The organism is Streptococcus sp. HMSC064D12 (genome assembly GCF_001837205.1).
GTDB classification, from domain to species: domain Bacteria; phylum Bacillota; class Bacilli; order Lactobacillales; family Streptococcaceae; genus Streptococcus; species Streptococcus salivarius_D.
The window spans coordinates 24307-46832 of the sequence record NZ_KV831732.1 but is presented as its reverse complement, the minus strand read 5'-3'; the positions used below and the strand labels follow the sequence as shown (position 1 = coordinate 46832).

The window sequence follows — 22526 nt, the reverse complement described above, 5'->3', positions numbered from 1 at the left end:
AAAGGAAATTAACCTATGTCAAATGCAGCAGAACGAGGACAAGCACTATCAAACCTACTATCAAACAAACAACTCCACTCAGCAAAGGCTAAAGATATTCTGGCTGTTGCTGAAGGTCTTGGAATGAAACTTATCCCAGAACGTGGAAACGTCTATCATTGGGAGGAACACGACTCTTTGAAACTCTACCCAGACCGAAATACATTTAGATGGTGGTCTCAAGAAACTGGTGGTGACACTATTCACCTGGTACAAGTTATTCAAGAATTAAACACTGGAAAACGTCCAAATTTCAAAGAAGCTGTCAACTACCTAATTACAGGAGAGTTTGAAACCATTGAAGTCGAGCCCCTACCAGAAAGAGAACCATTTAACTATTATCTTAAGCGTTTTGAGTCAAAAAACTTTGACCTGGGACGTGATTATCTAAAAAATGAAAGAGGGCTATCAGATGAAACGATAGACCTCTTTTTAAAAGCGGGAGTCTTGGCCCAAGCTAATCATAAGACAGGAGATTTGATTGAGCCTGTAATAGTCTTTAAGTCTCTTGATGTAGATGGTTCGCTTAAAGGAGCAACACTTCAGGGAATTGAAAATCATCCCGATATTCACGAACGAGGGCGCTTGAAAAAAATCATGACTCACTCTGACGGAATGATGGGGTTAACACTTGATATTGGCCAACCTAAACGCTTGGTGTTTGCAGAAGCTCCTATTGACCTTATGAGCTATTACGAGGTCCACAAGGAAAGTCTGAAAGATGTCAGACTTGTTGCTATGGATGGGCTTAAAAAGGCCACTGTGAGCCGTTATGTGGCTGATATGGCCTCTTCTGACCCAATTGGTCCCAATCGCCCGTCACAAGTCCTAAAGGACAATAGAAGGGAGCTAGGACAGCTTATTGATCGTCTGCATATGCTTGATAACGTTTCTCAACGCTTGGAAGATGGTTTAATCACTCTAGCCGTAGATAATGACGAAGCAGGCCGAAAATTTATAAAAGAAAAATTTCAAGATATGAATATTCCTGTTAAAGTCGATATTCCCCCACTTGCAGACGGCCAAAAGAAAAACGACTGGAACGACTATCTAAAAGCTGAAAAAGGACTTATCAAACTAGATAAAAAAGCTCCTGAGAAGGCCCAGGAGCATACAAAAAAGGCTGAGAACGAATTCGGGGATTTACCTGGAAACCAGGAGGCAGCACCTCTACCTGAAGCGGATGAACCGCAACCTTTGAATGAGTCGTCACCGACTCAAACTCAGTCTCAACCTTTACTTCATTTTACCATATCTGAAGCGCCAAAGTCAATTTATAAGGTGGGTTATCACCCTATTACTGCTAGTGAATTAAATAGGTTAAATAACTATGTACAGCATCTTCAGGAAGCAGCCAAGTGGTATGATGAAACACTTGCGGATAGTAAGGTAACCTATTTTGTCAAAGATGAAGATGAAATCAATTCTATTGAAATTACTTTTGAGAAAAAACAATTCATGCACTTAACAGGTATTTATCTTGTTAAGCAAGGCATTACTTCGAGCATAGCCCTAGATAATATCATTCAGGGGCAAGGTCACTATGATAATATCTATCTTGCTAATAGAAATGCTGCGTTCTCAAAACTTCAAATTATGCCAGAGCTTAAAGCTATAGCTGACTCAAGTTCATTCTATTTCAATGATGTAAGTGACATTAAGAAGTTCCAAAGACTGGATGCATCGAAGGCTATTCGTACAAAAGGGAATGAGCTGGTACTTGCTTTAAGGACAGATGACGGCAAAACGTTTCCTGCTTCTTTGATGAAGCCTGGTAAAACGTTAAATATACTAATGGACGAAACTGCTGAAGAAAGAGCTATTTTAGGTATCTATCGCAAGAAGGGTGGAAAAATTGATACCCTTTCTGTTAACGAGCGTTATATTTCAGATGGTGGTAAAGAAATGTTAGAAATTATGAAAAACAATGATTTTAGTCTAGTACAGTCTGAGTCACAAGGGATCAAGCGAAAACAATCATTAGCCACACTCGACTCAGATGGTGACGGTTTAAGTGATGAAGTAGAAATTGCAAGAGGTACTAACCCTTATTCTCCTGACTCAGATGGTGATGGAGTGCCTGACGGTCAAGAGGTCGCAGAAGGCACTGACCCACTTAACGCTTCTGATAATAGCTACACTAAGCAGCAACGTGATATGACTGTAACCAACATGATTAAGAATAATGATATCAAGGCTCTTAACGAGCATTTGAAAGAAGGAATTAAGTCCTATTTTAATTCGGACAATTACAAAGAATTCCTCAACGGTATGGCCGACTTTAACAATTATTCTCCTAGAAATATCCAACTAATAAAAGCACAACTTCCTCAAGCAACATTGGTTGCCTCTTTCAATCAATGGAAAAAGCGTGGTGGTTCTGTTAAAGGACAAAAGGCTATTTATATTCAGGCCCCTGTTAAAGTTACAATCAAGGATATATACGGGAACCCTAAAATAGATCCTAAGACAGGTGAAGAACTTAAGCGAATAATCTTCAGAAGCGTCCCTGTATTTGATGTGTCTCAAGTAACACCGCAAGAAGGAAAAACATTAGATATTCCAAGTATGAGTGGGGATGCTACAACACCACTCAGCAAAGAAGACTATAACAATATGTATCGTAGTCTGAAAGAAATCTCACAAAGCAATGGTGTTCCAATTCGTTTTGACCAAACAGAACCAGGTGTAGGTGGCTTTTACGATACAAAAAGAAATGAGATTGTTATTTCTAACCAGGCAAAACGACAACCTGCACAAGTTATAGGAACACTCATTCATGAAATGGCTCACTCAGAATTACACAATGACAAAACGATTGCTGAAAATTATCCTGACCTTAAATATTCGACTGGTGAATTACAAGCGGAGTCTGTCGCCTATGTCGTTTCAAGACACCTAGGTATTGATATGGGTATAGAGCGAAGTTTTGGCTATCTAGCTTCATGGGCTGTTGCCGAAGGTGGTTTGGAAAGTTTGACTGCTCAACTTGAGATTGTTCAAAAAGAAAGTGCTAGTTTGATTGAGCGTATTGACCACGCTATGACTAAATATCAAAAATTATCAGAAGATAAGGTTGTTAGCCGTGATAAGGTATCAATGAAAGAAAATACCTTTTATGATAGCCTAGCACAAGCAAAAAAGCGCACTAGCGGAAAAACTACTGAAGAAGATGAAGCCCCAAAAAAATCACAAGGAATTCAAATGTAATGTCCCGCAAGAATTCCTTAACAAGAAGGGACAGAACAAAAACACTGACACAAATTGAAAGAAGAGAGGAAGAGAAAGATGACGATTACTAAAGAACAAGGAACAACTGTTGAAATGACACTCATGGATTATCTTCTTGATATGGAAGATTTTATCCAAGGTAAAAAGACACTTAATGTTATGAATGTTCGTAGACCTAAAGCAGCACTTGTTAAAATCTTACAAGCTGACCTAGACGATTTTAAACAAAATGGCTTTGAAGATGGAGGTGAAGATTTCGCTGAAAATCTTACACAAACTATAACAGCTCTTGAAAATATGACTGATGCTGAATATACCAAAATCAAGCAGAATATTCTTGATTTTGAACCTGGTGCTTAAATGGGAAATATATTTTAAATGGTCATCTTAAAAAGATGTCCAGATTGTCAAAGTGTGCAAGCTGTAAAACTGCACACTTAAAAAGAGTGTACAGTTTGGAAAAGTGTCACTCATTAAAGAGAGCGTAAGCGACAAAATCAGGGGTTTGGGGTCTTCCCCAAGATTAAAAAAGTATCGCAAAAACAGGGCCTAAAATGGGGTCCTGGTTTGAGCGATTTCTTTTTTATTTCAGTATGTGGGGCCCCACATACTATGCTTGCCAGATAGAAAGTATACCCCGATATCATGGGGTTTGTCCATCACTCTATATCCATAGATTTGGCATAACCAAGGTAGAAAAAACTAGATTTTTTTACAATAAGCAAATAATGAAGAATGTTTTTATTTAGGTTTAAGTCACATAATAATAGCTAAAAAAATAGGCAAACATGAAAGGATGTAACAAATGGTAAAGCGTGAAAGATACATAGAATGCAAACTACGACTAAACCCTAAAGAGGTTAAAGAATTAAAAAAACGTGTAGATCAATCAGGAAAAAGTCGCCAACAATTTCTATTAGAGTTAGCACTTAATGGGGAAGTTAATAACTATGACTATTCCGAACTTATGCAACTACGTCAAGAAGTTAATGCTATTGGGCGTAACGTCAACCAAATTGTTAGATACATTCATGAAACAGGAACAGTTGAACCCGAAGCATTTGAGATGTTACGTCAAGAGATAAAAGAAATGAACAAGGTTATCATGACTGAGTTTAAAGAAGGGAATTTATTGAAAGAAAATGCCAATTACGAAAGTACTCCAAATCAAAAAGACTGAGAACCTAAAGAGGTCTATCAACTATATCACACAAGATGCAAAGACGTTGAAAGCAGAGACAAACACTTTAGAACAAGATTCATTTCCTATGGAGCTTATTGACGGGACTTTGTGTAAACGTCTAGTCAGTGGTCACAATCTTACTGATGAGTCTGATGCAGAAAATATATTTGACGACTTTGTTTTGATGAAAGAAAGTGCAGATATTTTTAATGGCCGTTCTGGATTGAACGCCTATCAATCTGATCTAAATGACCCTAAAAAAGTTTTAGCACACCATATTATTCAATCTTTTTCACCTGAGGATAATTTAACCCCAGAAGAGGTACATGAGATAGGTCGCAAAACTGTTATGGAATTGACGGGTGGACAGTATCAGTTTGTTATTGCGACACACTTGGATAAAGGACACTTACACAACCATATTATTTTAAACACTACCAATACCGTTACCCTGAAAAAATTCCAATGGAAGAAAAATACAAAACAAACTTTAGCAGCAATTTCAGATAAGTATGCAGAGATTGCAGGTGCTAAAGTTATTGAACCAAAACTAAATAATAGCTATACAAAATATTCTGCCTGGAGAAGACAAAACGTCTATAAGGTTGAAATAAAAGAACGTCTTGACTTTTTATTGAGGCACTCTCTTTCCCTGGAAGATTTCAAGGAAAAAGCAAAGAGACTAAATGTAACCGTTGATTTCTCAGGTAAGTATGTTAAGTATCGTTTAGATGACAAGGGGCAACAAAAGTTTACCCGTGATCGTACACTTTCCAAAAAAGGAAAATATTCTTTAGAGGAGATTAAGAAGGCTTTAGCAAAGAATGAAGTTGTTTATTCCAAAGAAGATGTTGCTGCAATGTACCAGGAAGAGCAAGAACAAAAAGAGGAAGACTTTGAGTATAAGTTAGATATCGAAGAGTGGCAAGTTGATGAAGTGACCTCACAAGGTATCTTTGTAACAGTTGATTTTGGTATTGACCAAAAAGGTCAAATCAAAATACCTGCACGGATGCTAGATCAGAACGAAGACGGAACTTTCACAGCTTACGTTAAACAAAAAGATTTCTTTTACTTTCTCAATCCTGACCACTCAAGTCAAAACCGCTATATCACAGGTGGAACTGTTATGAAGCAACTCTCACAAAAGAGTGGTGACCTCTTGCTTAAGAAAAACAAATACATTTCTAAGTTGGACCGCCTGGTGGATGAATTGAACTTTTTATCAGATAACAATGTCACTAACTCACAACAATACGAAGACCTGGAAAATAAACTCCTGGAACAATTAGAAGAAACCGACTTTGAGTTGGACCGTTTAGATGACCGTCTTTCAGAAGCTAACAAAATTATTGGAGCTTTATCAACTTATCAAGGCCAGTTGGCTAATGTAGAGGTTGCTGAAGAGATACTTGAAAAAAATCATATTGATAAGAATACAGACCCTTATCAAATGAAGAAAGTCCTGGAAGAAGTACAGTTAGAAAGAGCTGCTCTTAAAGAAAAACGTGACGACGTTGTTACTAGATTGACTAAATATCAAAGTATAGATCAAGAACGTCAATACAAGAAAGAGGATAAAGAAACCAAAAAACAACTATAGCTTCCTTGGAATAGAACGAAACTATTGAACAAAATTGTTTTCAAGAGTGCTATAATTAAGTGTCAATAAAATTATTTTTATCTCAGAGGTATTTATGGAAAGTCTCACTAAAAAAATAAAGATAGTAAATACAATAATTTCTGCTTTTTCACTATGGGGGCCTGTAATTCTTTTTCTCATTGAACTTTACGGGAAAGCAAAGAAAAAAAACTTGTTTATAATATTACCTCAGCTAACACCTAAGATGATTATTTCTGCCCTACTCTTTTTCATTGTTCTCTATTCTCTAAAATTATTTTGGGATTTACAAGGAGCTAATTTAGATAGTCAAGCTAATAAAGAAAGTTTTGACTATCTCCGTACTGTAGATTTATATTTGGAAAACAATTTTAAAATGGTATCACAAAAGCAATTTTCTTGTCTGGTAGCAATAATTAGCATCATAGCCTTTACTGACTTTGGTAATCTCCGAACATACCTCACTTTCTTATCGACTATTTCGGTTACAAATATAATTTCTTTTAGTTTTTTATTTTTTATGTCGCCCAATAATGAAAAAAGGAAAGAAAAAGAATACCTATGGCTAGTTACGTGTATGTTAACGAACTTATTTACGCCTTTTCTATTCTTTGTCGTAATTATTAAATTAACTATTTGGCCATGTCTACCAAGCAACTGGGTATTTGGTATTCATGATGTAGTATATATTCTCTTGTTATTGTTTATCAAAATGAATTATGATAGTAAAACTCACTTAATTAAGGACAATAGGCTGTAGCCTATTGTCCCTTTTTTATTTTATTGTTATGATAGGCTTTGATAGACGGACAATAGGGTTAGGCAAAACAAGGAGGACAAAATGGCAAGAATTGGTTACGCTAGAGTAAGTACAATCGATCAGAATTTAGACCGACAGCTTGAACAACTGAAAGATACAGAAAAGATATTTAAAGAGGCTGCAAGTGGAGCGAATAAAGAACGTCCGCAGCTTAAAGCCTTACTAGATTTTATTCGTGAAGGTGATATTGTTGTTGTGACTGAGTTGGAAAGACTAGGCCGTAATAACAAGGATCTAACGTTTATAATGAACTATATTCAAGAGAAGGGGGCAACTCTGGAAGTTTTAAACCTTCCAACTCTTAGAGGGATTGAGGATGACAATTTAAGAAGGCTGCTTAACAACCTGATCTTGGAAATATACAAATACCAGGCACAGGCAGAAAGAGAACGTATTAAGGAACGTCAAGCCCAGGGAATTGCTCTAGCAAAAGCTCAAGGAAAGTACACAGGTAGAAAAGCATTATTTACAGAAGATGATGAACGACTTAAGCACGCATTTGATCTATATTTATCGGGTTATTCAGACAAAGATGTTGCCTCTATGACAGGGATCAATGAAAGAACCTTCAGAAGGTATAGAGAGAAGTACAATATAGTAAGATAATTTTTCTAAGAGCTGCGTTTCTATTTTTCAACAGTAGAAGAGATATAATCGTCTTGCTATCCCTTTAGGAACCCCCAAGCTCACAAGCTTGGGGGTTATGCTTTCCGTTATTTACTATCTTCATGCTTCAGTAAGTACATGAGGACAAGTATCAGAATTACTTGTTCCATGCTATCACCTCCTTTCGTCAGTAATAACCACGCTTGCGTGGTAAGCTGAAAACGAAAGAGGGGGAGCTTGGAACATAAACAGTACAAAGATACGGAAAGCGTAAGAGTTTATCAAAACAATAATTACAAACATAAATATATTTATAATTATAATTATAAATTATTGACAACTTAGTGAGGTTTTAGTATAATAACAGTATCAGAATTACTTGTTCCATGTCACCTTATAGGTTCATGGAAGCGTTATGAAATTTTAACGTAACGTAGTAGAACGCAGGATAACTCCTGCGTTTTTTTTATGATGAATTAGATTACGTCATTTTTCTATTAACAGCAGGGAAAACTTAATCGTCTTGCTGTCCCTTTAGGAACCCCCAAGCTCACAAGCTTGGGGGTTATGCTTTCCGTTATTTACTATCTTCATGCTTCAGTAAGTACATGAGGACAAGTATCAGAATTACTTGTTCCATGCTATCACCTCCTTTCGTCAGCAATAACCACGCTTGCGTGGTAAGCTGAAAACGAAGGAGGGGGAGCTTGGAACATAAACAATACAAAGATACGGAAAGCGTAAGAATTTATTAGAACAACTGACAATCAATATATTTATAATTATATTGATGTTGAAATTGTGTTATAATGTCATTATAACTTGATTAGGAGGAAGTTAATATGAGAAATACACAACGAGTTGATAGTTTGCTTGTCCTCACTTCTGATATAGCAAGGATAAATCAAATTGTTGCCCAATCACATGATTGGGAACTTAAGGAATTAGATGAATTCCTGGAAGAGTATGTTGAGGGAGACAAATTAAAGAAAACTAACCCTAAACCCGTCTTTGTTTCGACTAAACAAAGTTTTAGTCTTTTTACGGTTGAGACAAAAACAATTCATGGGAAAAGCGCTTATCTTTTGACATTAGTTTCAGGGTATAGCCCTATGAATTGGGATCCAGAATTTTTTGCTGCTGCTGAAAGAGAAGTTGATTTGAGTGGAAAACCAGTATATATGAGGTTGTACAAAGATCCTGAAGATGGTATTAATTATCCTGTAAGGTAGATAGCAATATTGATTTGAGAACAGTGTAGCGACTACACTGTTTTTTATTGTCAAAAATCAACATCAATATAAATATCGTTATAATTATATTGATGTTTATATTGACAAATATAATTATAATGATATAATAGTAATATAGTTAAACAAGGAAAGGAAGCATCAAAATGAAAATCGTTACTTTTGCTGCTATTAAAGGAGGGGTGGGAAAAACCACTCTAGCATATAACCTGGGGGAAGACCTAGCTAAAAAGGGGAAGTCTGTTCTTTTTTTAGACATTGATCATCAATGCAACCTAACACAAACCTACAATATTTTTGAAGCTGAAGGAACGATAGCAAATATCTTCAGACAAAAAGGTGAGGTAACTATCCATCATGTTAAAGATAATATTGACCTTATCCCTGGTTATATCCGCCTAGACAATATTGAAAAAGACCTTGAAACAAAGTCTTATAAAGATATGCTACTTTACATGTGGTTAGAGGATAACTATGAAAGTAAGAATTTAGGACAATACGATTATATTATAATTGATTGTCATCCTGACTTTTCGACAGCAACTAGAAATGCGGTAATTGTTAGTCATGCGGTTATAAGTCCTGTTATTCCTTCTGAACACGGTTATCATGCTAAGTTTAATCTCAAGGAGCGTCTGGAAGAGTTGAAAGCTGAGACTTTTGATTATAAAACAAGAGAAAGTTTTGTGACAGCCAAACTATTCTTTGTCGGCAACATGATTAAACATAACACAAAATCTTCTAAAGAGTTGATAGAAGCACTTGCTGAAGAAGATGATGTTATTGGATTTATTCCACAAAAAGAACTTTTTAACCGTTCAACGATGGATAAGATTTCCCTTCCTGAGATGAAAGAAGATAAGGTGATTTATCAACATAATAAAAAATTCTTTGATGATCTTGACGTGACTTTTGAAGAAATTGCTGCTAAACTATAAATATAAACATAGATATAATTATAATTATAATTATATCTAAGAAAGGGATATCTAATGGCATTTGATAAAAACAATAAAAATATTAGTGAAATGTTGAAGGCTACTGAAGAAAAAGAAACAAAACAAGAAGTAGTGAAGGAAGTAGAAGATTTTGAAAGAACAAAGCAGTTCCAATTCACGTTACAGCCCTCTGTACGTGAGAAGATAAATCGTTTAGCAAAAGAGAACGGTTATCGCTCTGCTTCATCATTTCTAAATGACTATTTCAAAAACTTATAAACATAAATACAAATATAATTATAAATATAAACATAATGACCTATTATAAGTAGGTCTTTTTTAATATATTGGAGGAAGAATGACAGCATCATTTAGTGAATTAGAGTTTCATCAAAAATTGAGGGAAAATAATCAGCAATTATTCCTTAAGATGGTAGCTTCTTATGAGAAGACAATAGCAACTAGCATGAGGGCTCAAGGCTTCAAAAGAGTTAACGAAAAAGAACGAACAGTAACCTTTTCATTTGGAACTATGACCTTTTCAAGAAGTCGTTGGAAGAAGGGAAATGTCATTAGGGTTCCTTTAGACGAACAGTTAGGACTTATTCCACGGCAGCGCTTTTCGCAAGAGTTTCTATACTTGGTGACTGTTTTGGCCTCTTTTATGCCTTACCGTAAAGTCGTTGAGGTATTTGATTTATTACAAGATATTGGTATTTCAAAGAATGTCGTTCATAGGGCCGTGTCTGAAGCAGGTAATCTCATCAAGCAAAAAGAAGAGTACGATTCTTGGGCTTTATCAGAAAGTATCGAACGAAAGGAAAAAATCAAGACCGACATAATTTATATTGAAGGTGATGGTTTTTGGGTGAGAAAGTCGGAACGGTCCTCCGTAGAATTAAGCCATTTTGTCGTACACACGGGTTCTGATAGTAGTTGTAGAAAGAAACTGCAAAATAAATTTGAAGTTATTAACTCAAAAGTGAAAAAAGCTAAAGATACACTGCTTGATTATATAACAACTAATTTTGAGCTAGCACCAGGAACAACTATCATCACAAACTCAGATGGGGGAAAAGGCTACACCCCGTCATCATTCCGTGAATTTGTTAAATTTTGTTCCAAGGGTGAGCATATTCACTTTTGGGACCCCTACCATGTTAGTGAGTGTATCAAGAAAAATCTTACTCCTATTTCTTGCGATTTAGCTGATGCTGCAGTCAAGAAAATTAAGAAAAGAGACAGGACAGGCCTAAAGGTAATCTTAGATACAGCAGAGTCGCTATTAGAGACAGATGCTAAGATAGAGTCATTTCAGGCCTTCAAGAAACGTATCATCAATGACTTTAGCTATACGGCATCACCAAAGGATAGAGGTCTAGGGGATTTAACCATTGGTGTGATGGAGTCACAACACAGAAAAATGACATATCGAATGAAAAAACGTGGTATGTATTGGTCAGAAGAAGGTGCTGTTGCTATGGCTCAAATAATTTTGTTGTATTATTCAGGAGATTTACGGGATATATTTTTTGGTAGTTGGAGAAAAGAATACAAAAAAATAAAAAAACTAGATCATTTTGATCTAGTTAGGGGAGAAAATAAAAGTGAGCATTTGATCCCTGGAGCAAGAGTTGCACGTGATGGTTTGACTCCTATGATTAGGAAATTATGATAATAGAAAATTAAAAGAACCCTTGATATTATAGGCTTTTAAGAAACTTTATTTAGCAAAAACACTTGCAATATGCTCTAATTGTGGTATAATAATCTTATAGATAAAACACGAGAAAAAGACGGAAGGTGTTCGCGCACCTGCCGCCTTACCGATTAAACAAAGCGCACCTTTGCTTAATCAGTTTAGAATTATTGTATCATCAAGATAACAGTAAAGTCAAGACTGAAATGAGTGAAAACGCTACACTTTTTCGGTCTTTCTTTTATGTTCTCTTGGTGATTTTAATTTCTCCCAAAACAAGACACATACACTCTTTACTTTTTCCTTGCATTATCCCTCAAACTTTGGTAGAATTATATCTTGTGAGTGCACCTCACTTACTCGTGGCGAAAGACCATGAGTCATTAGACCAAAAGAGGAGGAAAATATCAATGGCTAAATACGAAATTCTTTATATCATTCGTCCAAACATTGAAGAAGAAGCTAAAAACGCTTTGGTAGCACGTTTCGATTCTATCTTGACTGACAACGGTGCAACTGTTGTTGAATCAAAAGATTGGGAAAAACGTCGTCTTGCATACGAAATCCAAGATTTCCGTGAAGGACTTTACCACGTTGTTAACGTTGAATCTGATAACGATTTTGCTCTTAACGAGTTTGACCGTCTTTCAAAAATCAACGGTGACATTCTTCGTCACATGATCGTTAAACTTGACGCGTAAGAAGGTAAATTATGATTAATAATGTCGTACTCGTTGGTCGCATGACCCGTGATGCGGAACTTCGTTATACACCAAGTAACGTTGCTGTTGCAACATTCAGCCTTGCGGTTAACCGTAACTTCAAGGGTGCTAATGGTGAACGTGAAACTGACTTTATTAACTGTGTTATCTGGCGCCAGCAAGCTGAAAATTTGGCTAACTGGGCTAAGAAAGGCGCATTGATTGGAATTACAGGTCGTATTCAGACTCGTAACTATGAAAATCAACAAGGTCAACGTGTTTACGTAACTGAAGTTGTCGCTGATAATTTCCAAATGTTGGAAAGCCGTGCGGCACGTGAAGGTCACAGTGGTGGTTCTTACAACGCTGGAGGATTTGATAATTCAAATTCATTCGGTGGAGGAGCTTCAACTGGTGGTTCATTTGGTGGATCACAACCTGCACAATCTACACCAAACTTCGGTCGTGACGAGAGTCCATTTGGTAATTCAAATCCAATGGATATTTCAGATGACGATCTCCCATTCTAAGAATGGACAAAACGAATTAAATATATAAAGGAGAAATAAACATGGCTCAACAACGTCGTGGCGGATTCAAACGCCGTAAAAAAGTTGATTACATCGCAGCTAACAAAATCGAATATGTTGATTACAAAGATACTGAGCTTCTTAGCCGTTTCGTTTCAGAACGTGGTAAAATTCTTCCACGTCGTGTAACAGGAACTTCAGCTAAAAACCAACGTAAAGTAACAACAGCGATTAAACGCGCTCGCGTTATGGCACTTATGCCTTACGTAAACGAAGACTAAAAATAATGCCCTCGACTGAGGGTGTTTTTTTCTGGCTTGATTTTATGGGCTTTTTTCTTTTTAGGCTTGTGTGTTGAGTGTTATTTTATACTTTAGGGAAAAAGAAAAACCAACTGGTCTTCTCATTTATCTTGAGGAGCTAGTTGGTTGTTTTGTGGTATATAGAGTGTGTTTTCTAAGAAATCATCAAATTTTTGGTCGTTAACGAGGATATCGACATTATCTTTGAAGACCTTGAAGCGGTTTGATAACCAATGTGTTTTGATATCTGCCCAATTATTGAAGCGGCTCCACCTATAAGGAAGTGTTGGGTCCTGTTTTTCAAAGACATAGATACTGCCATCTTTTTCGTAAGTTATAGCCGTGTGGAAATTGCTGACATCACCAGGGCTATTTTGAAAGACTGAGAGGAGTTTAACCTTTTCTGGAAACTTGAGTCCAGCTTTTTTCCAAGCTTTAAGGAGGTCATCCGTAGACTGGTAGCTGATATTATCTCCAAAGAGGAGACTATAGAGAGCTTGATCCTTGGAAGTTAGCTCTTTGTGGCGTGACTTAAGATCTATAAATTCGTTTTGAGAGGGGAGGTCCAATTTGGTGAGGTCCTCTGAGCTTGTAATAAGGTCATGAAGAAGGAGGAACGATGTTCGTCGGCAGTTTAAGTCATCAGTAAAATGTGATTTGTTATCTTCGAAAGTTTTTTCATTAAGGAAGGTGACGAATTGATTTTGATCCTTGCCGATTTTACTTTGGGTCCATTTTTTGACAACAGGTTGGAGATTTGTATTTTCCTGATTGTAACGACTAATATAAGGGGCTAGATTGTCCCAGTCTTTTGTCGGAATACCCTTGCTTTTTAAGGCTTTTGCTAGCTGTTTTTCCTGAGTGGAAGTCGTCACATTGTTAAAACTATAGTAAGCTTGATAGTTTTTCTGAGTATTCTTGTGGCCACAAGCCATAAGTAGTAGGCAGCAAGCAATGATTAGTAGAGGGAATTTGATACGCATCTATTGGAATTCTTTCTTTTGTCTATTAACTTTAACATTTTAGTATAGAATAGCCAACTGTGTCAAGATTTCTGACGTAAAAAAGCACCCTTATGGGTGCTTGAGGTTGATTAAGATGCAGGTGCGTAAGTACTTTGGACGTTGTAATGACGTTTGAAGAAGTATTTGGCAACACCAGCGATGACACCAATGATAAGGATTACAATTGGTGAAAGACCAGGGTTGAGGTAGCTTGGAAGAAGGGCTGTAAGACTAAAGAGAGCAAACCATGCAATAAAAGAGAGTGTGATGACGGTCATGCTGAACCACCATTTTGGACGTTCTTCTTTTGGTTTGTTATTGTGACGGTAGATGTAGTGATAAGGGGTATACATAGCAAGGCCTCCAATGAATGACACTGAAAGAAGGGTTGTGAGGCCGTAGCTAGTTTGTGTACCTGAGAAACCAAAGATAGCGTTCATGATAGCAACGATGGCTAGAAGGAAGAGTGAGGTATCAAGCCACATCTTCCAAGGAGTTTTATCTGTTTCTGGCACTTCTTTGTTAGGCTTACCAGTTTCAGGTTTTTGGTGTTTTTCAGGAGAGAAACTAGCTGCCCAAACAGTTGGAGCACCAAGGAGTCCACGTCCTGTAATTCCTTTTTTCTGATTTTCGATAAGTTCAGGAATGACATTGCCAAGAATGTCTTTGATTTCTTGGTCTGATTTACCATCTTTGATGAGTTGGTTAGTTGCGATGTGGATAAATTCTTGGTTTTTCTTGGTGAGTTTTTGGATGTCCATGAGATGACCTTTCGATAAATAGTATTATTTTTTTAGTTTTGTAGTTTAGGGAAAAGAAGAGGCTCTATGTTAGAACCATTTTTTCCTGATAAAGTAGATAACAACGCAGGATGACCCGAAGGCTGCCATGAAGAAGATGACCCAAAAGGCGTTATCTAAATCGTTTAGTGGCATAGAATTGTTTTTAAAGTTCATACCGTAGGCGGAGAAGATAACGGTTGGGATGTCCAGAGCCATAGTCATGAGAGCGAGTGTTTTCATGATAGTGTTCTGGTTATTGCCAATGATAGAGGCAGAGGTTTCAGCCATGGCATTCAAGACATTTTCATAGATGCCTGCCATCTCAATGGCCTGTTGGGTTTCGACCAGCGTATCTTCCAAGAGATCCTCGTCCTCGATATATTTCTTCAAGCTAGAGGCGTTACCTGTTAGCTTTTTGACAATTCGCTCATTCATCTTAAGTGAGGCTTTTAGATAGACAATGGATTTTTCCAATTCCATCATGTCAATCAAGTGCTCGTTTTTAGTCGCATTTTCCAACTGAGCTTCCAATTTATCACTCTGACGGTCGATGGAGCGTAGGGCAGTTAGGTAAAGTTGAGCATTGCGATAGAGAATCTGAAAGACAAAACGGGTCTTCATGAAGGTGTAGAAGTTACGTACACGGTGGTTGAGGAAGTTATCCATGAGACTAATGTCCTCAAGACAAGTAGTAACAACCACCTCATCGGTAACGATGATACCCAATGGAATAGTGACGTAGTAGCTTTTGTTATTACGCTCTTCATGGGTTGGGACGTCGACCAGAATTAGGGTGTAGTCATCTTCGACATCGATACGTGAAGTTTCTTCCACGTCCAGAGGGGCGCGGAGGTCTTGAATATCAATGTTAAACCGTTCTGCGACCTTCATGGCTTCTTCTTGGGAAGGGTTCACCAAATGAATCCAAGCACCAGGCTCGAATGTTTCAATTTCTTTGAATTCTTTTCCGGTGGATAAGAACATTTGTTTCAATGGGAACCCCTCCTTCGTCATTAAGTAAGCGCTGGCATCTTGATTATAAAAGGATTTTTACAATCGCTTTTAAGTCTAATTAACACTGCTCTTAGCTTTTTTAGTGTTGTCAAAAGAGGCTTGGGATGATGTTCCTTGCCTTTTTTAGACACTCCACCATTATACTACATTTGAAACATTTTTGGGCTGGATAAATTGAAATTTTGTTATAATTATGAGAGAAAGTCGGGATGGATTTTCCATCCGTCTGTAGAAAGGAGCGGCAGTAGCTTTTGCGCTAGGGCCTCTTAAAAATATGCAAGATAAGTTAGTGATTCATGGAGCAAGAGCTCACAATTTAAAAAATATCGATGTGGAGATTCCACGTGATAAACTGGTGGTGGTGACGGGCTTGTCAGGTTCTGGTAAGTCTTCTTTGGCCTTTGATACCATCTATGCTGAGGGGCAACGTCGCTATGTGGAAAGTCTCTCAGCCTATGCTCGCCAGTTTTTGGGAAATATGGAGAAACCTGATGTGGACTCGATTGATGGTTTGAGTCCTGCCATCTCCATTGACCAGAAAACAACAAGCAAAAACCCTCGTTCGACGGTCGGAACGGCAACAGAGATTAATGACTATCTTCGTCTCCTTTATGCGCGTGTGGGTGTTCCCTATTGTCCTAATGGTCATGGCGCTATTCAGTCATCCTCTGTAGAACAGATTGTGGACGAGGTTCTAGCTCTTCCTGAGCGTACGCGTATGCAGATTTTAGCGCCAATTGTTCGTCGTAGAAAAGGGCAACACAAGGCCGTTTTTGATCGTGTGCAGAAGGACGGTTATGTTCGTGTTCGTGTAGATGGTGAGATTTACGATGTCACAGAAGTGCCAGAGTTGTCTAAGTCTAAGATGCATAATATCGAAGTGGTTGTGGACCGCTTGGTGAATAAGGATGGTATCCGTAGTCGTCTCTTTGATTCGGTGGAGGCGGCCCTACGTTTAGCAGATGGTTACTTGATTGTGGATACTATGGATGATAATGAGTTGCTTTACTCAGAACATTATTCTTGTCCAGTTTGTGGCTTCACAGTGCCAGAGTTGGAGCCTCGTCTCTTTTCATTCAATGCCCCATTTGGCTCTTGTCCGACCTGTGATGGTTTGGGTAATAAACTAGAAGTTGATATGGATTTGGTTATCCCTGATGCTAGTAAGACCTTGCGTGAAGGTGCTCTGGCGCCCTGGAATCCTATTTCGTCCAACTACTATCCAGCTATGCTTGAGCAGGCCATGGAGCAGTTCGGTGTGGATATGGATACGCCATTTGAAGATCTTAAAAAAGAAGAACAAGATTTGATTCTCTACGGATCTGGGGATCGTGAATTCCATTTCCATTATGTTAATGATTTTGGTGGGGTGCGTGATATTGACATTCCTTTTGAAGGGGTTGTGACTAATATCAATCGTCGCTATCACGAGACCAATAGTGATTTCACTCGCAATGTCATGCGAGGTTATATGAATGAGCTGTCATGTCCAACTTGTCATGGCTATCGTCTTAACGAAGCAGCACTCTCAGTTCGTGTTGGTGGTGAGAATGGTCTCAATATTGGTCAAATCTCTGATTTGTCTATTTCAGATCATCTTAAGGAAATCGATAACCTTGAATTAGGTGAAAACGAGGGAGTGATCGCTCGTCCAATTGTTAAGGAAATCAAGGATCGTTTGACTTTCCTAAATAATGTAGGCCTTAATTATTTGACCCTCTCTCGTATGGCCGGAACCCTTTCAGGTGGTGAGAGTCAGCGTATTCGTTTGGCGACACAGATTGGCTCTAACCTTTCTGGAGTCCTATATGTGTTGGATGAGCCTTCTATTGGGCTTCATCAGCGTGACAATGATCGCTTGATTTCAAGTCTTAAAAAGATGCGTGACTTGGGCAATACCTTGATTGTGGTGGAGCATGATGAAGATACCATGCGTGAGGCTGATTGGCTTATCGATGTGGGACCTGGTGCTGGTGCCTTTGGTGGTCAAATCATGGCCTCTGGAACCCCAGAGGAAGTGGCTAAGAACAAGAAATCAATCACCGGGCAATATTTGTCAGGTGCTAAATCAATTCCTGTACCGACGGAACGTCGTGTAGGTAATGGTCGTTTTATTGAGGTTACAGGAGCTAGCGAAAATAACCTTAAGAATGTATCTGTTAAGTTTCCGCTTGGAAAGTTGATTGCAGTCACAGGTGTTTCTGGTTCAGGAAAATCGACTTTGGTTAACGGGATTCTCAAGAAAAAAATTGCCCAAGAGCTCAATCGCAATAGTGAGAAGCCAGGTAAACACAAATCAGTGACAGGAATCGAGCATATCGAGCGTTTGATTGATATTGACCAAAGTCCAATTGGGCGTACACCTCGTTCTAATCCAGCGACTTATACAGGCGTCTTTGATGATATTCGTGATCTTTTTGCCCAAACCAATGAGGCCAAGATTCGAGGTTACAAGAAGGGGCGTTTCTCTTTCAATGTTAAGGGTGGCCGTTGTGAAGCCTGCTCTGGTGATGGTATTATCAAGATTGAGATGCATTTCTTGCCGGATGTTTATGTTCCTTGTGAGGTTTGTCATGGCACACGCTATAATTCTGAGACCCTAGAGGTTCGTTATAAAGGGAAAAATATCGCGGAGATTCTGGATATGACAGTTGATGACGCGGTTGACTTCTTTGCGGCTATTCCTAAGATTGCTCGTAAGGTGCAGACGATCAAGGATGTGGGGCTTGGGTATGTGACCTTGGGACAACCAGCAACAACCCTCTCAGGTGGTGAAGCTCAACGTATGAAACTGGCTAGTGAGTTGCACAAACGCTCTACTGGGAAGTCCTTCTACATTCTGGATGAACCGACGACGGGTCTTCATACAGATGACATTGCACGTCTTTTGAAGGTGCTTCAGCGTTTTGCGGACGATGGCAACACTGTTCTCGTGATTGAGCACAATCTGGATGTTATCAAGACCGCAGACCATATCATTGATTTGGGTCCTGAAGGCGGTGTCGGTGGAGGTACCATCGTAGCTACAGGGACTCCAGAGGAAGTAGCCACTATTCCAGAAAGCTACACAGGACAATATCTGAAAGAAAAATTGATATAAAGGAAAAAGGCTCTTTGAGTCTTTTTTGCTTTAGGCTGGTTTAAGTTGAGTTTGGTATTCTCTTGTTAAGAAAAAAACATACAGGAGTCAGACTATGGTTAAAAAGCGTTTTTTTATAGGCTTTAATGGTATTCTTCTAGCCCTATTTCTAGATGTTTGTCTTTTGATTAGCATCCGTACAGTGGATCATCACGGCCAATTTCAATCAGCAACAGATAAATGGGAAACTTTGCTTTATGTTTTAGGACTTTATTTTAGTTTTCTCCTTTTTGAAGTGATTTTTTCTCTTATTCTGAAACACCGTAGAAATAAACAAGTTTTGGAACAGGTCTTATAAAGGCCTGGATTTTTGTATTCAGTGATAGTGACATTTATGTCACTATTTTTTTGAAAAGAGAGAACTTATAATGGCCTTATACCCAAACCCACTAGGTTACCAAGACGACTAGTTTTTTGAATAGTCCAAGTGGTTATTGCTGTATTTATTTTTGAAAAGAAAGGAGAAATAAGAATGCGAACTAAGGTATATGGCGAAGAGCTCACTGCTGAAACGTTAGAAAATGTCACAGGGGGTGATTTTGTATCTAGACCTCAAACCTTACCTGAACGATTGGGTTGGAACAAATGGTGGTTGAAAAGAAAATACCCTTATGGTGATTAAAAGTTACCATGAGCACCAAGTATGGGAAAGAGAAATATGGATAAACAGAAGAATAATCTTATTAGAAGTTTAAGCATTGTTATCGTGATCGTCTGGCTATTTATTGTGATGATAAATGCTACGCTAAGTTTCACCGAAGGCGATGCCTTTATTGACCATTGTCTCGTCTGGTCAACACTTTCGCTAGCTTTTTCTTTGTTTGCGCTTATGGTAGCGGGTAGGGACAAGGAGAAATGATTTTCTCTGTTGATTGCTATAGTCTCAGGTTGAGTTTATATACTTAGCCTTTTCTTTTTGTCTTTAATTCTATGGAATAGTGACATTTATGTCACTATTTTTTATCTTGTTAAGCTCTTATAATGAAGTCATAGCTTGGACTTAGTAGCTAAAGTGCTAATTAAATAGAAAAAGGAGAGAAACATGGTAATTAGTGTTATGGTACCCTTGCTATTGTTAATGGGTAAAAAGTAAGATGTCACACAGTAAACAAATAAGGAGAACACATGAAGAAAATACAATTTATTTTGATGGCGAGTTTTGTTTTAGGTACTTGCCAGTTAGCAGTGCTTAGTGGAGCAGCGGACGAGTTAGATGTTAAGGAATCTACAATCGAATTATCCAATAATTTTGTTGAGAATAGTCAGGTAGATAATGTACAGAATTCTTCCGAAACAGCCTCCGAACAAGTGGTTGAGAAGGCTGAATCTAATAGTGAGGCAAAGGAAAATTATCTTCTTCCGTCATCACAGACAGGAGTGGCTGAGACAGAAGTGAGGTCCGAAGAGGTTTCGGTTGAAACTTATGAAAAGAATCTTGAAAACCTGAAGCAAGTCTCTTACAGTGATGTCACAAATATGTTGACTGAAGATGGTGGGGACCATATTCTTTATGTTGGCCGGCCAACTTGCTACTATTGTCGTCAAAATTCTCCAGTTTTGAAGGATTTCAATACGCTGATTGATGGTCAGCTTCTTTATTACAATACAGATTCGGATCAGTTGGACCGTGAGTCTCGTAAAATACTATTTGATAAGCTAGGTATTCCAGGTACTCCAAGTGTAATTCGTCTCAAAAATGGTCAATTGGTTTCAGGCTATCTTGGCAGTGCCCCGGATGCCCAAGCTATTTATCAGGCTGTTTTCAAGGAAGAAACTGAGAAAACGGAGACACCAGAGGGAACAGAGGTAGTAGAGAAGGCGGAAAAAACCTTACCGGAATCACCCTCTGAGGATACTATCAAGGATGGTGGCGAGAATACAGTTAATCATACAGACCAGTCTGTTAATAGCCTAATGTCTCAAATTAAGCAAGTTTTTAGGAATCTAACAGACCTGCTTATAAGTCTTTTAGGGAAATTTATCTAACAGACTACTTTCTAAGTCGAGAAATAAAAGAATTTATCAAATATGATTTCATCGGACTTAATCTAAGGTCATTTCTTCGAGTATCATAAGCGATTGGACTAGTTATTTAAACAAAGAAAGGTAAATACATGACAGTGTTAGCGGTGAAAGGCTTAACCTATAGTTTTGGAAAGCAAACCGTTTTGGATAATATCTCGTTCACGTTAGAGAAGGGGGATATTGCTGGTTTGATTGGTAATAATGGTGCAGGGAAGACGACCCTGATGAAACTAGTATCAGGTATTTTGACAGGTTCCAAGGATATTATTGACTTAAAAACAAAAAGTGTAGGAGCCTTGATTGAAGCTCCAGCCCTATATCCTAACATGACTGTTGAAGCTAACCTTAAATTCTATTGTAAATTGTATGGTAAGGATTACGCGTTGATTGACCGTTATAAGGACGAGTTGGAGGTAGCGGCCTATCTTAAACGCAAGGCTTCCAAATTGTCTTTGGGAATGAAGCAACGTGTGGGTTTGTTTATCGCCTTAATTGCTTCAGATGAACTCATCCTTCTTGATGAGCCTACAAATGGTCTGGATCCTAATGGAATCAACAGTCTCCTCACATTAATAAAAAAATTAGCTAAAAATCATGGCCTAACCTTTATTATCTCAAGTCATATTCTGTCTAATCTTGAGCAGGTTTGTACGAAAAACTATTTGTTGAAGAATCATAAGCTGATTTACTTAGATGACAGTGATAATGTCAAATACAAGATTTATACTGAGGATTTAAGTTTGAAGTCATTAATATCTCTGTTCAAATTAAATGGTATACCTTTTGAACGACAAAAGCATGACATCTTAGTCAAAGGATTGGTAGCTGTTAAGCAGGTTATGGATCGGGAGAGAATTCCTTTTACTTATGAAAAAGAAGGATTAAGTGAGGTGCTATTCAATGAAAAGTAAATTGAGAACGGTATTTTTAAAGCAGGAATGTGTGACAAGGAGTGTCTTTATTTGTCTTGGATTGGTAGCCTTAATTGGTGCAATTGTAATCTTATGTGATGGCTATAAGGGAGATTACCTTGGGCCATCAGCGATTATTGCCAGTTATTCCTTTATCGTGGATATCGTTTTTGCTTATCTAGCAGTATCTAGTCTTGGACGAGAATTTCAGAATCGAACAATTAATATGATTCGGGTGTCCTCCTTATCTGGACGCGAGGTTATTCTTCGAAAACTCTTAAGTTTCCTTGTGTTGTCTATAGTCGCTGCTACTATTTTGGTTTTGGAGTTGGCCTTCTACAAGTATTCTGTGCAACATGTAGATTTTCCTTTGTGGGATTATATTAGACACATCTATATTGATTTCCTAGTCTATGGAGCCTTTATTTATATGGTTTCCTCTTTGCTTGTCTTGTTTGTAAAAAATACCTTGACAGCCTTTGTAACGGCCTATTTTGGTGTGACAGGAATGACTTTCTTCACGCTCTATTTGGCTAGTTTAGGGGATACCATGACTAAGCTGATGACTTATGTGCCATTTAGTTTTATGCGAGCAGTCTTTACTAGCGGTCAACAGTTCTTCAGTCTTCGCGAAGCCCTTGTTTTGTTTGCTTGGACTTTGGTTTTGCTCCTCTTTGCGCCAACTATCTACGAAAAGCGAGCCTTTGTATAATGCTAATAAAGTCAGAGTT

The 22526-nt window shown here is 38.0% G+C and carries 23 protein-coding genes; 20 read left to right on the top strand and 3 right to left on the bottom strand.

Annotated elements, in window-relative coordinates:
* The first annotated feature begins 15 nt into the window (after nucleotides 1-15).
* From HMPREF2697_RS03540 to rpsR, 13 genes are all read left to right on the top strand, one after another.
* Nucleotides 16-3249: a PBECR4 domain-containing protein gene (locus tag HMPREF2697_RS03540; protein WP_070849658.1), complete on the top strand. Its 3234-nt coding sequence runs from the start codon at nucleotides 16-18 to the stop codon at nucleotides 3247-3249.
* A 78-nt stretch (nucleotides 3250-3327) separates the two neighbouring features.
* Complete coding sequence (locus HMPREF2697_RS03535) at nucleotides 3328-3630, top strand: hypothetical protein (RefSeq protein WP_070849655.1); 303 nt, start codon at nucleotides 3328-3330, stop codon at nucleotides 3628-3630.
* Between the two features lie 445 nt (nucleotides 3631-4075).
* The gene (gene mobC / locus HMPREF2697_RS03530; protein ID WP_070849653.1) at nucleotides 4076-4450 is read left to right on the top strand and encodes a plasmid mobilization protein; all 375 of its coding nucleotides are present in this window, start codon (nucleotides 4076-4078) and stop codon (nucleotides 4448-4450) included.
* Nucleotides 4413-6056 (top strand): helical hairpin domain-containing protein, encoded by a 1644-nt coding sequence (locus tag HMPREF2697_RS03525; protein WP_070849650.1) that lies wholly within the window; start codon nucleotides 4413-4415, stop codon nucleotides 6054-6056. The genes mobC and HMPREF2697_RS03525 overlap by 38 nt, the downstream gene beginning before the upstream one ends.
* Before the next feature lie 94 nt (nucleotides 6057-6150).
* The gene (locus HMPREF2697_RS03520) at nucleotides 6151-6834 is read left to right on the top strand and encodes a hypothetical protein (RefSeq protein WP_070849648.1); all 684 of its coding nucleotides are present in this window, start codon (nucleotides 6151-6153) and stop codon (nucleotides 6832-6834) included.
* A gap of 81 nt (nucleotides 6835-6915) precedes the next feature.
* A complete protein-coding gene (locus tag HMPREF2697_RS03515) occupies nucleotides 6916-7500 on the top strand; it encodes a recombinase family protein (protein WP_037599279.1) in 585 nt (194 codons plus the stop codon).
* A gap of 842 nt (nucleotides 7501-8342) precedes the next feature.
* Complete coding sequence (locus HMPREF2697_RS03510; RefSeq protein WP_037600146.1) at nucleotides 8343-8732, top strand: hypothetical protein; 390 nt, start codon at nucleotides 8343-8345, stop codon at nucleotides 8730-8732.
* 164 nt (nucleotides 8733-8896) lie between these two features.
* Complete coding sequence (locus tag HMPREF2697_RS03505) at nucleotides 8897-9688, top strand: ParA family protein (protein WP_037600145.1); 792 nt, start codon at nucleotides 8897-8899, stop codon at nucleotides 9686-9688.
* A 54-nt stretch (nucleotides 9689-9742) separates the two neighbouring features.
* Nucleotides 9743-9967, top strand: a complete 225-nt coding sequence (locus HMPREF2697_RS03500; RefSeq protein WP_070849646.1) for a hypothetical protein — start codon at nucleotides 9743-9745, stop codon at nucleotides 9965-9967.
* Between the two features lie 79 nt (nucleotides 9968-10046).
* Complete coding sequence (locus HMPREF2697_RS03495) at nucleotides 10047-11363, top strand: ISLre2 family transposase (protein ID WP_070849644.1); 1317 nt, start codon at nucleotides 10047-10049, stop codon at nucleotides 11361-11363.
* 434 nt (nucleotides 11364-11797) lie between these two features.
* Entirely contained in the window at nucleotides 11798-12088 is a 291-nt protein-coding gene (gene rpsF / locus HMPREF2697_RS03490; RefSeq protein ID WP_002884188.1) for a 30S ribosomal protein S6, read from the top strand.
* Nucleotides 12089-12099: 11 nt separating this feature from the next.
* Nucleotides 12100-12618 carry a single-stranded DNA-binding protein gene (locus HMPREF2697_RS03485; protein WP_002891844.1) on the top strand — a complete coding sequence of 173 codons (519 nt, stop codon included), beginning with the start codon at nucleotides 12100-12102 and terminating at the stop codon, nucleotides 12616-12618.
* Nucleotides 12619-12659: 41 nt separating this feature from the next.
* Nucleotides 12660-12899: a 30S ribosomal protein S18 gene (rpsR, locus tag HMPREF2697_RS03480; protein WP_000068665.1), complete on the top strand. Its 240-nt coding sequence runs from the start codon at nucleotides 12660-12662 to the stop codon at nucleotides 12897-12899.
* Between the two features lie 122 nt (nucleotides 12900-13021).
* On the opposite strand, the gene HMPREF2697_RS03475 is transcribed toward rpsR, so the two are convergent.
* The 3 genes from HMPREF2697_RS03475 to HMPREF2697_RS03465 all read right to left on the bottom strand — a co-directional run bounded on the left by HMPREF2697_RS03475 (nucleotide 13022) and on the right by HMPREF2697_RS03465 (nucleotide 15699).
* A complete protein-coding gene (locus HMPREF2697_RS03475; protein WP_004183473.1) occupies nucleotides 13022-13903 on the bottom strand; it encodes a DUF4300 family protein in 882 nt (293 codons plus the stop codon).
* Between the two features lie 110 nt (nucleotides 13904-14013).
* Nucleotides 14014-14685, bottom strand: a complete 672-nt coding sequence (locus HMPREF2697_RS03470) for a DUF1129 domain-containing protein (protein ID WP_013991182.1) — start codon at nucleotides 14683-14685, stop codon at nucleotides 14014-14016.
* Between the two features lie 69 nt (nucleotides 14686-14754).
* A complete protein-coding gene (locus HMPREF2697_RS03465) occupies nucleotides 14755-15699 on the bottom strand; it encodes a magnesium transporter CorA family protein (protein WP_013991181.1) in 945 nt (314 codons plus the stop codon).
* 295 nt (nucleotides 15700-15994) lie between these two features.
* Between HMPREF2697_RS03465 and uvrA the strand changes: the two genes are divergently transcribed.
* From uvrA to HMPREF2697_RS03435, 7 genes are all read left to right on the top strand, one after another.
* The gene (gene uvrA, locus HMPREF2697_RS03460) at nucleotides 15995-18820 is read left to right on the top strand and encodes an excinuclease ABC subunit UvrA (protein WP_070849642.1); all 2826 of its coding nucleotides are present in this window, start codon (nucleotides 15995-15997) and stop codon (nucleotides 18818-18820) included.
* Between the two features lie 94 nt (nucleotides 18821-18914).
* Entirely contained in the window at nucleotides 18915-19157 is a 243-nt protein-coding gene (locus tag HMPREF2697_RS03455) for a DUF3923 family protein (protein WP_070849640.1), read from the top strand.
* 174 nt (nucleotides 19158-19331) lie between these two features.
* Nucleotides 19332-19481 carry a hypothetical protein gene (locus HMPREF2697_RS10485; protein ID WP_013991178.1) on the top strand — a complete coding sequence of 50 codons (150 nt, stop codon included), beginning with the start codon at nucleotides 19332-19334 and terminating at the stop codon, nucleotides 19479-19481.
* 36 nt (nucleotides 19482-19517) lie between these two features.
* A complete protein-coding gene (locus HMPREF2697_RS03450; RefSeq protein WP_013991177.1) occupies nucleotides 19518-19718 on the top strand; it encodes a hypothetical protein in 201 nt (66 codons plus the stop codon).
* A 266-nt stretch (nucleotides 19719-19984) separates the two neighbouring features.
* A complete protein-coding gene (locus tag HMPREF2697_RS03445) occupies nucleotides 19985-20845 on the top strand; it encodes a thioredoxin family protein (protein ID WP_045771663.1) in 861 nt (286 codons plus the stop codon).
* A gap of 128 nt (nucleotides 20846-20973) precedes the next feature.
* Nucleotides 20974-21795, top strand: coding sequence for an ABC transporter ATP-binding protein (locus HMPREF2697_RS10480; protein ID WP_070849639.1), 822 nt, complete (start codon nucleotides 20974-20976; stop codon nucleotides 21793-21795).
* Nucleotides 21785-22507 carry a hypothetical protein gene (locus tag HMPREF2697_RS03435; RefSeq protein WP_257375237.1) on the top strand — a complete coding sequence of 241 codons (723 nt, stop codon included), beginning with the start codon at nucleotides 21785-21787 and terminating at the stop codon, nucleotides 22505-22507. The genes HMPREF2697_RS10480 and HMPREF2697_RS03435 overlap by 11 nt, the downstream gene beginning before the upstream one ends.
* Nucleotides 22508-22526: the final 19 nt, after the last annotated feature.

Bases quoted from the DNA above. Each gene is read 5' to 3' on its own strand.
- HMPREF2697_RS03535 (WP_070849655.1), top strand. From the start codon at position 3,328: ATGACGATTACTAAAGAACAAGGAACAACTGTTGAAATGACACTCATG.
- HMPREF2697_RS03455 (WP_070849640.1), top strand. From the start codon at position 18,915: ATGGTTAAAAAGCGTTTTTTTATAGGCTTTAATGGTATTCTTCTAGCC.
- HMPREF2697_RS03500 (WP_070849646.1), top strand. From the start codon at position 9,743: ATGGCATTTGATAAAAACAATAAAAATATTAGTGAAATGTTGAAGGCT.
- HMPREF2697_RS03505 (WP_037600145.1), top strand. From the start codon at position 8,897: ATGAAAATCGTTACTTTTGCTGCTATTAAAGGAGGGGTGGGAAAAACC.
- HMPREF2697_RS03495 (WP_070849644.1), top strand. From the start codon at position 10,047: ATGACAGCATCATTTAGTGAATTAGAGTTTCATCAAAAATTGAGGGAA.
- HMPREF2697_RS03445 (WP_045771663.1), top strand. From the start codon at position 19,985: ATGAAGAAAATACAATTTATTTTGATGGCGAGTTTTGTTTTAGGTACT.
- HMPREF2697_RS03485 (WP_002891844.1), top strand. From the start codon at position 12,100: ATGATTAATAATGTCGTACTCGTTGGTCGCATGACCCGTGATGCGGAA.
- HMPREF2697_RS10485 (WP_013991178.1), top strand. From the start codon at position 19,332: ATGCGAACTAAGGTATATGGCGAAGAGCTCACTGCTGAAACGTTAGAA.
- mobC (WP_070849653.1), top strand. From the start codon at position 4,076: ATGGTAAAGCGTGAAAGATACATAGAATGCAAACTACGACTAAACCCT.
- HMPREF2697_RS03515 (WP_037599279.1), top strand. From the start codon at position 6,916: ATGGCAAGAATTGGTTACGCTAGAGTAAGTACAATCGATCAGAATTTA.
- rpsF (WP_002884188.1), top strand. From the start codon at position 11,798: ATGGCTAAATACGAAATTCTTTATATCATTCGTCCAAACATTGAAGAA.
- HMPREF2697_RS03510 (WP_037600146.1), top strand. From the start codon at position 8,343: ATGAGAAATACACAACGAGTTGATAGTTTGCTTGTCCTCACTTCTGAT.
- HMPREF2697_RS10480 (WP_070849639.1), top strand. From the start codon at position 20,974: ATGACAGTGTTAGCGGTGAAAGGCTTAACCTATAGTTTTGGAAAGCAA.
- uvrA (WP_070849642.1), top strand. From the start codon at position 15,995: ATGCAAGATAAGTTAGTGATTCATGGAGCAAGAGCTCACAATTTAAAA.
- HMPREF2697_RS03520 (WP_070849648.1), top strand. From the start codon at position 6,151: ATGGAAAGTCTCACTAAAAAAATAAAGATAGTAAATACAATAATTTCT.
- HMPREF2697_RS03450 (WP_013991177.1), top strand. From the start codon at position 19,518: ATGGATAAACAGAAGAATAATCTTATTAGAAGTTTAAGCATTGTTATC.
- HMPREF2697_RS03525 (WP_070849650.1), top strand. From the start codon at position 4,413: ATGCCAATTACGAAAGTACTCCAAATCAAAAAGACTGAGAACCTAAAG.
- HMPREF2697_RS03435 (WP_257375237.1), top strand. From the start codon at position 21,785: ATGAAAAGTAAATTGAGAACGGTATTTTTAAAGCAGGAATGTGTGACA.
- HMPREF2697_RS03540 (WP_070849658.1), top strand. From the start codon at position 16: ATGTCAAATGCAGCAGAACGAGGACAAGCACTATCAAACCTACTATCA.
- rpsR (WP_000068665.1), top strand. From the start codon at position 12,660: ATGGCTCAACAACGTCGTGGCGGATTCAAACGCCGTAAAAAAGTTGAT.
- HMPREF2697_RS03475 (WP_004183473.1), bottom strand. From the start codon at position 13,903: ATGCGTATCAAATTCCCTCTACTAATCATTGCTTGCTGCCTACTACTT.
- HMPREF2697_RS03470 (WP_013991182.1), bottom strand. From the start codon at position 14,685: ATGGACATCCAAAAACTCACCAAGAAAAACCAAGAATTTATCCACATC.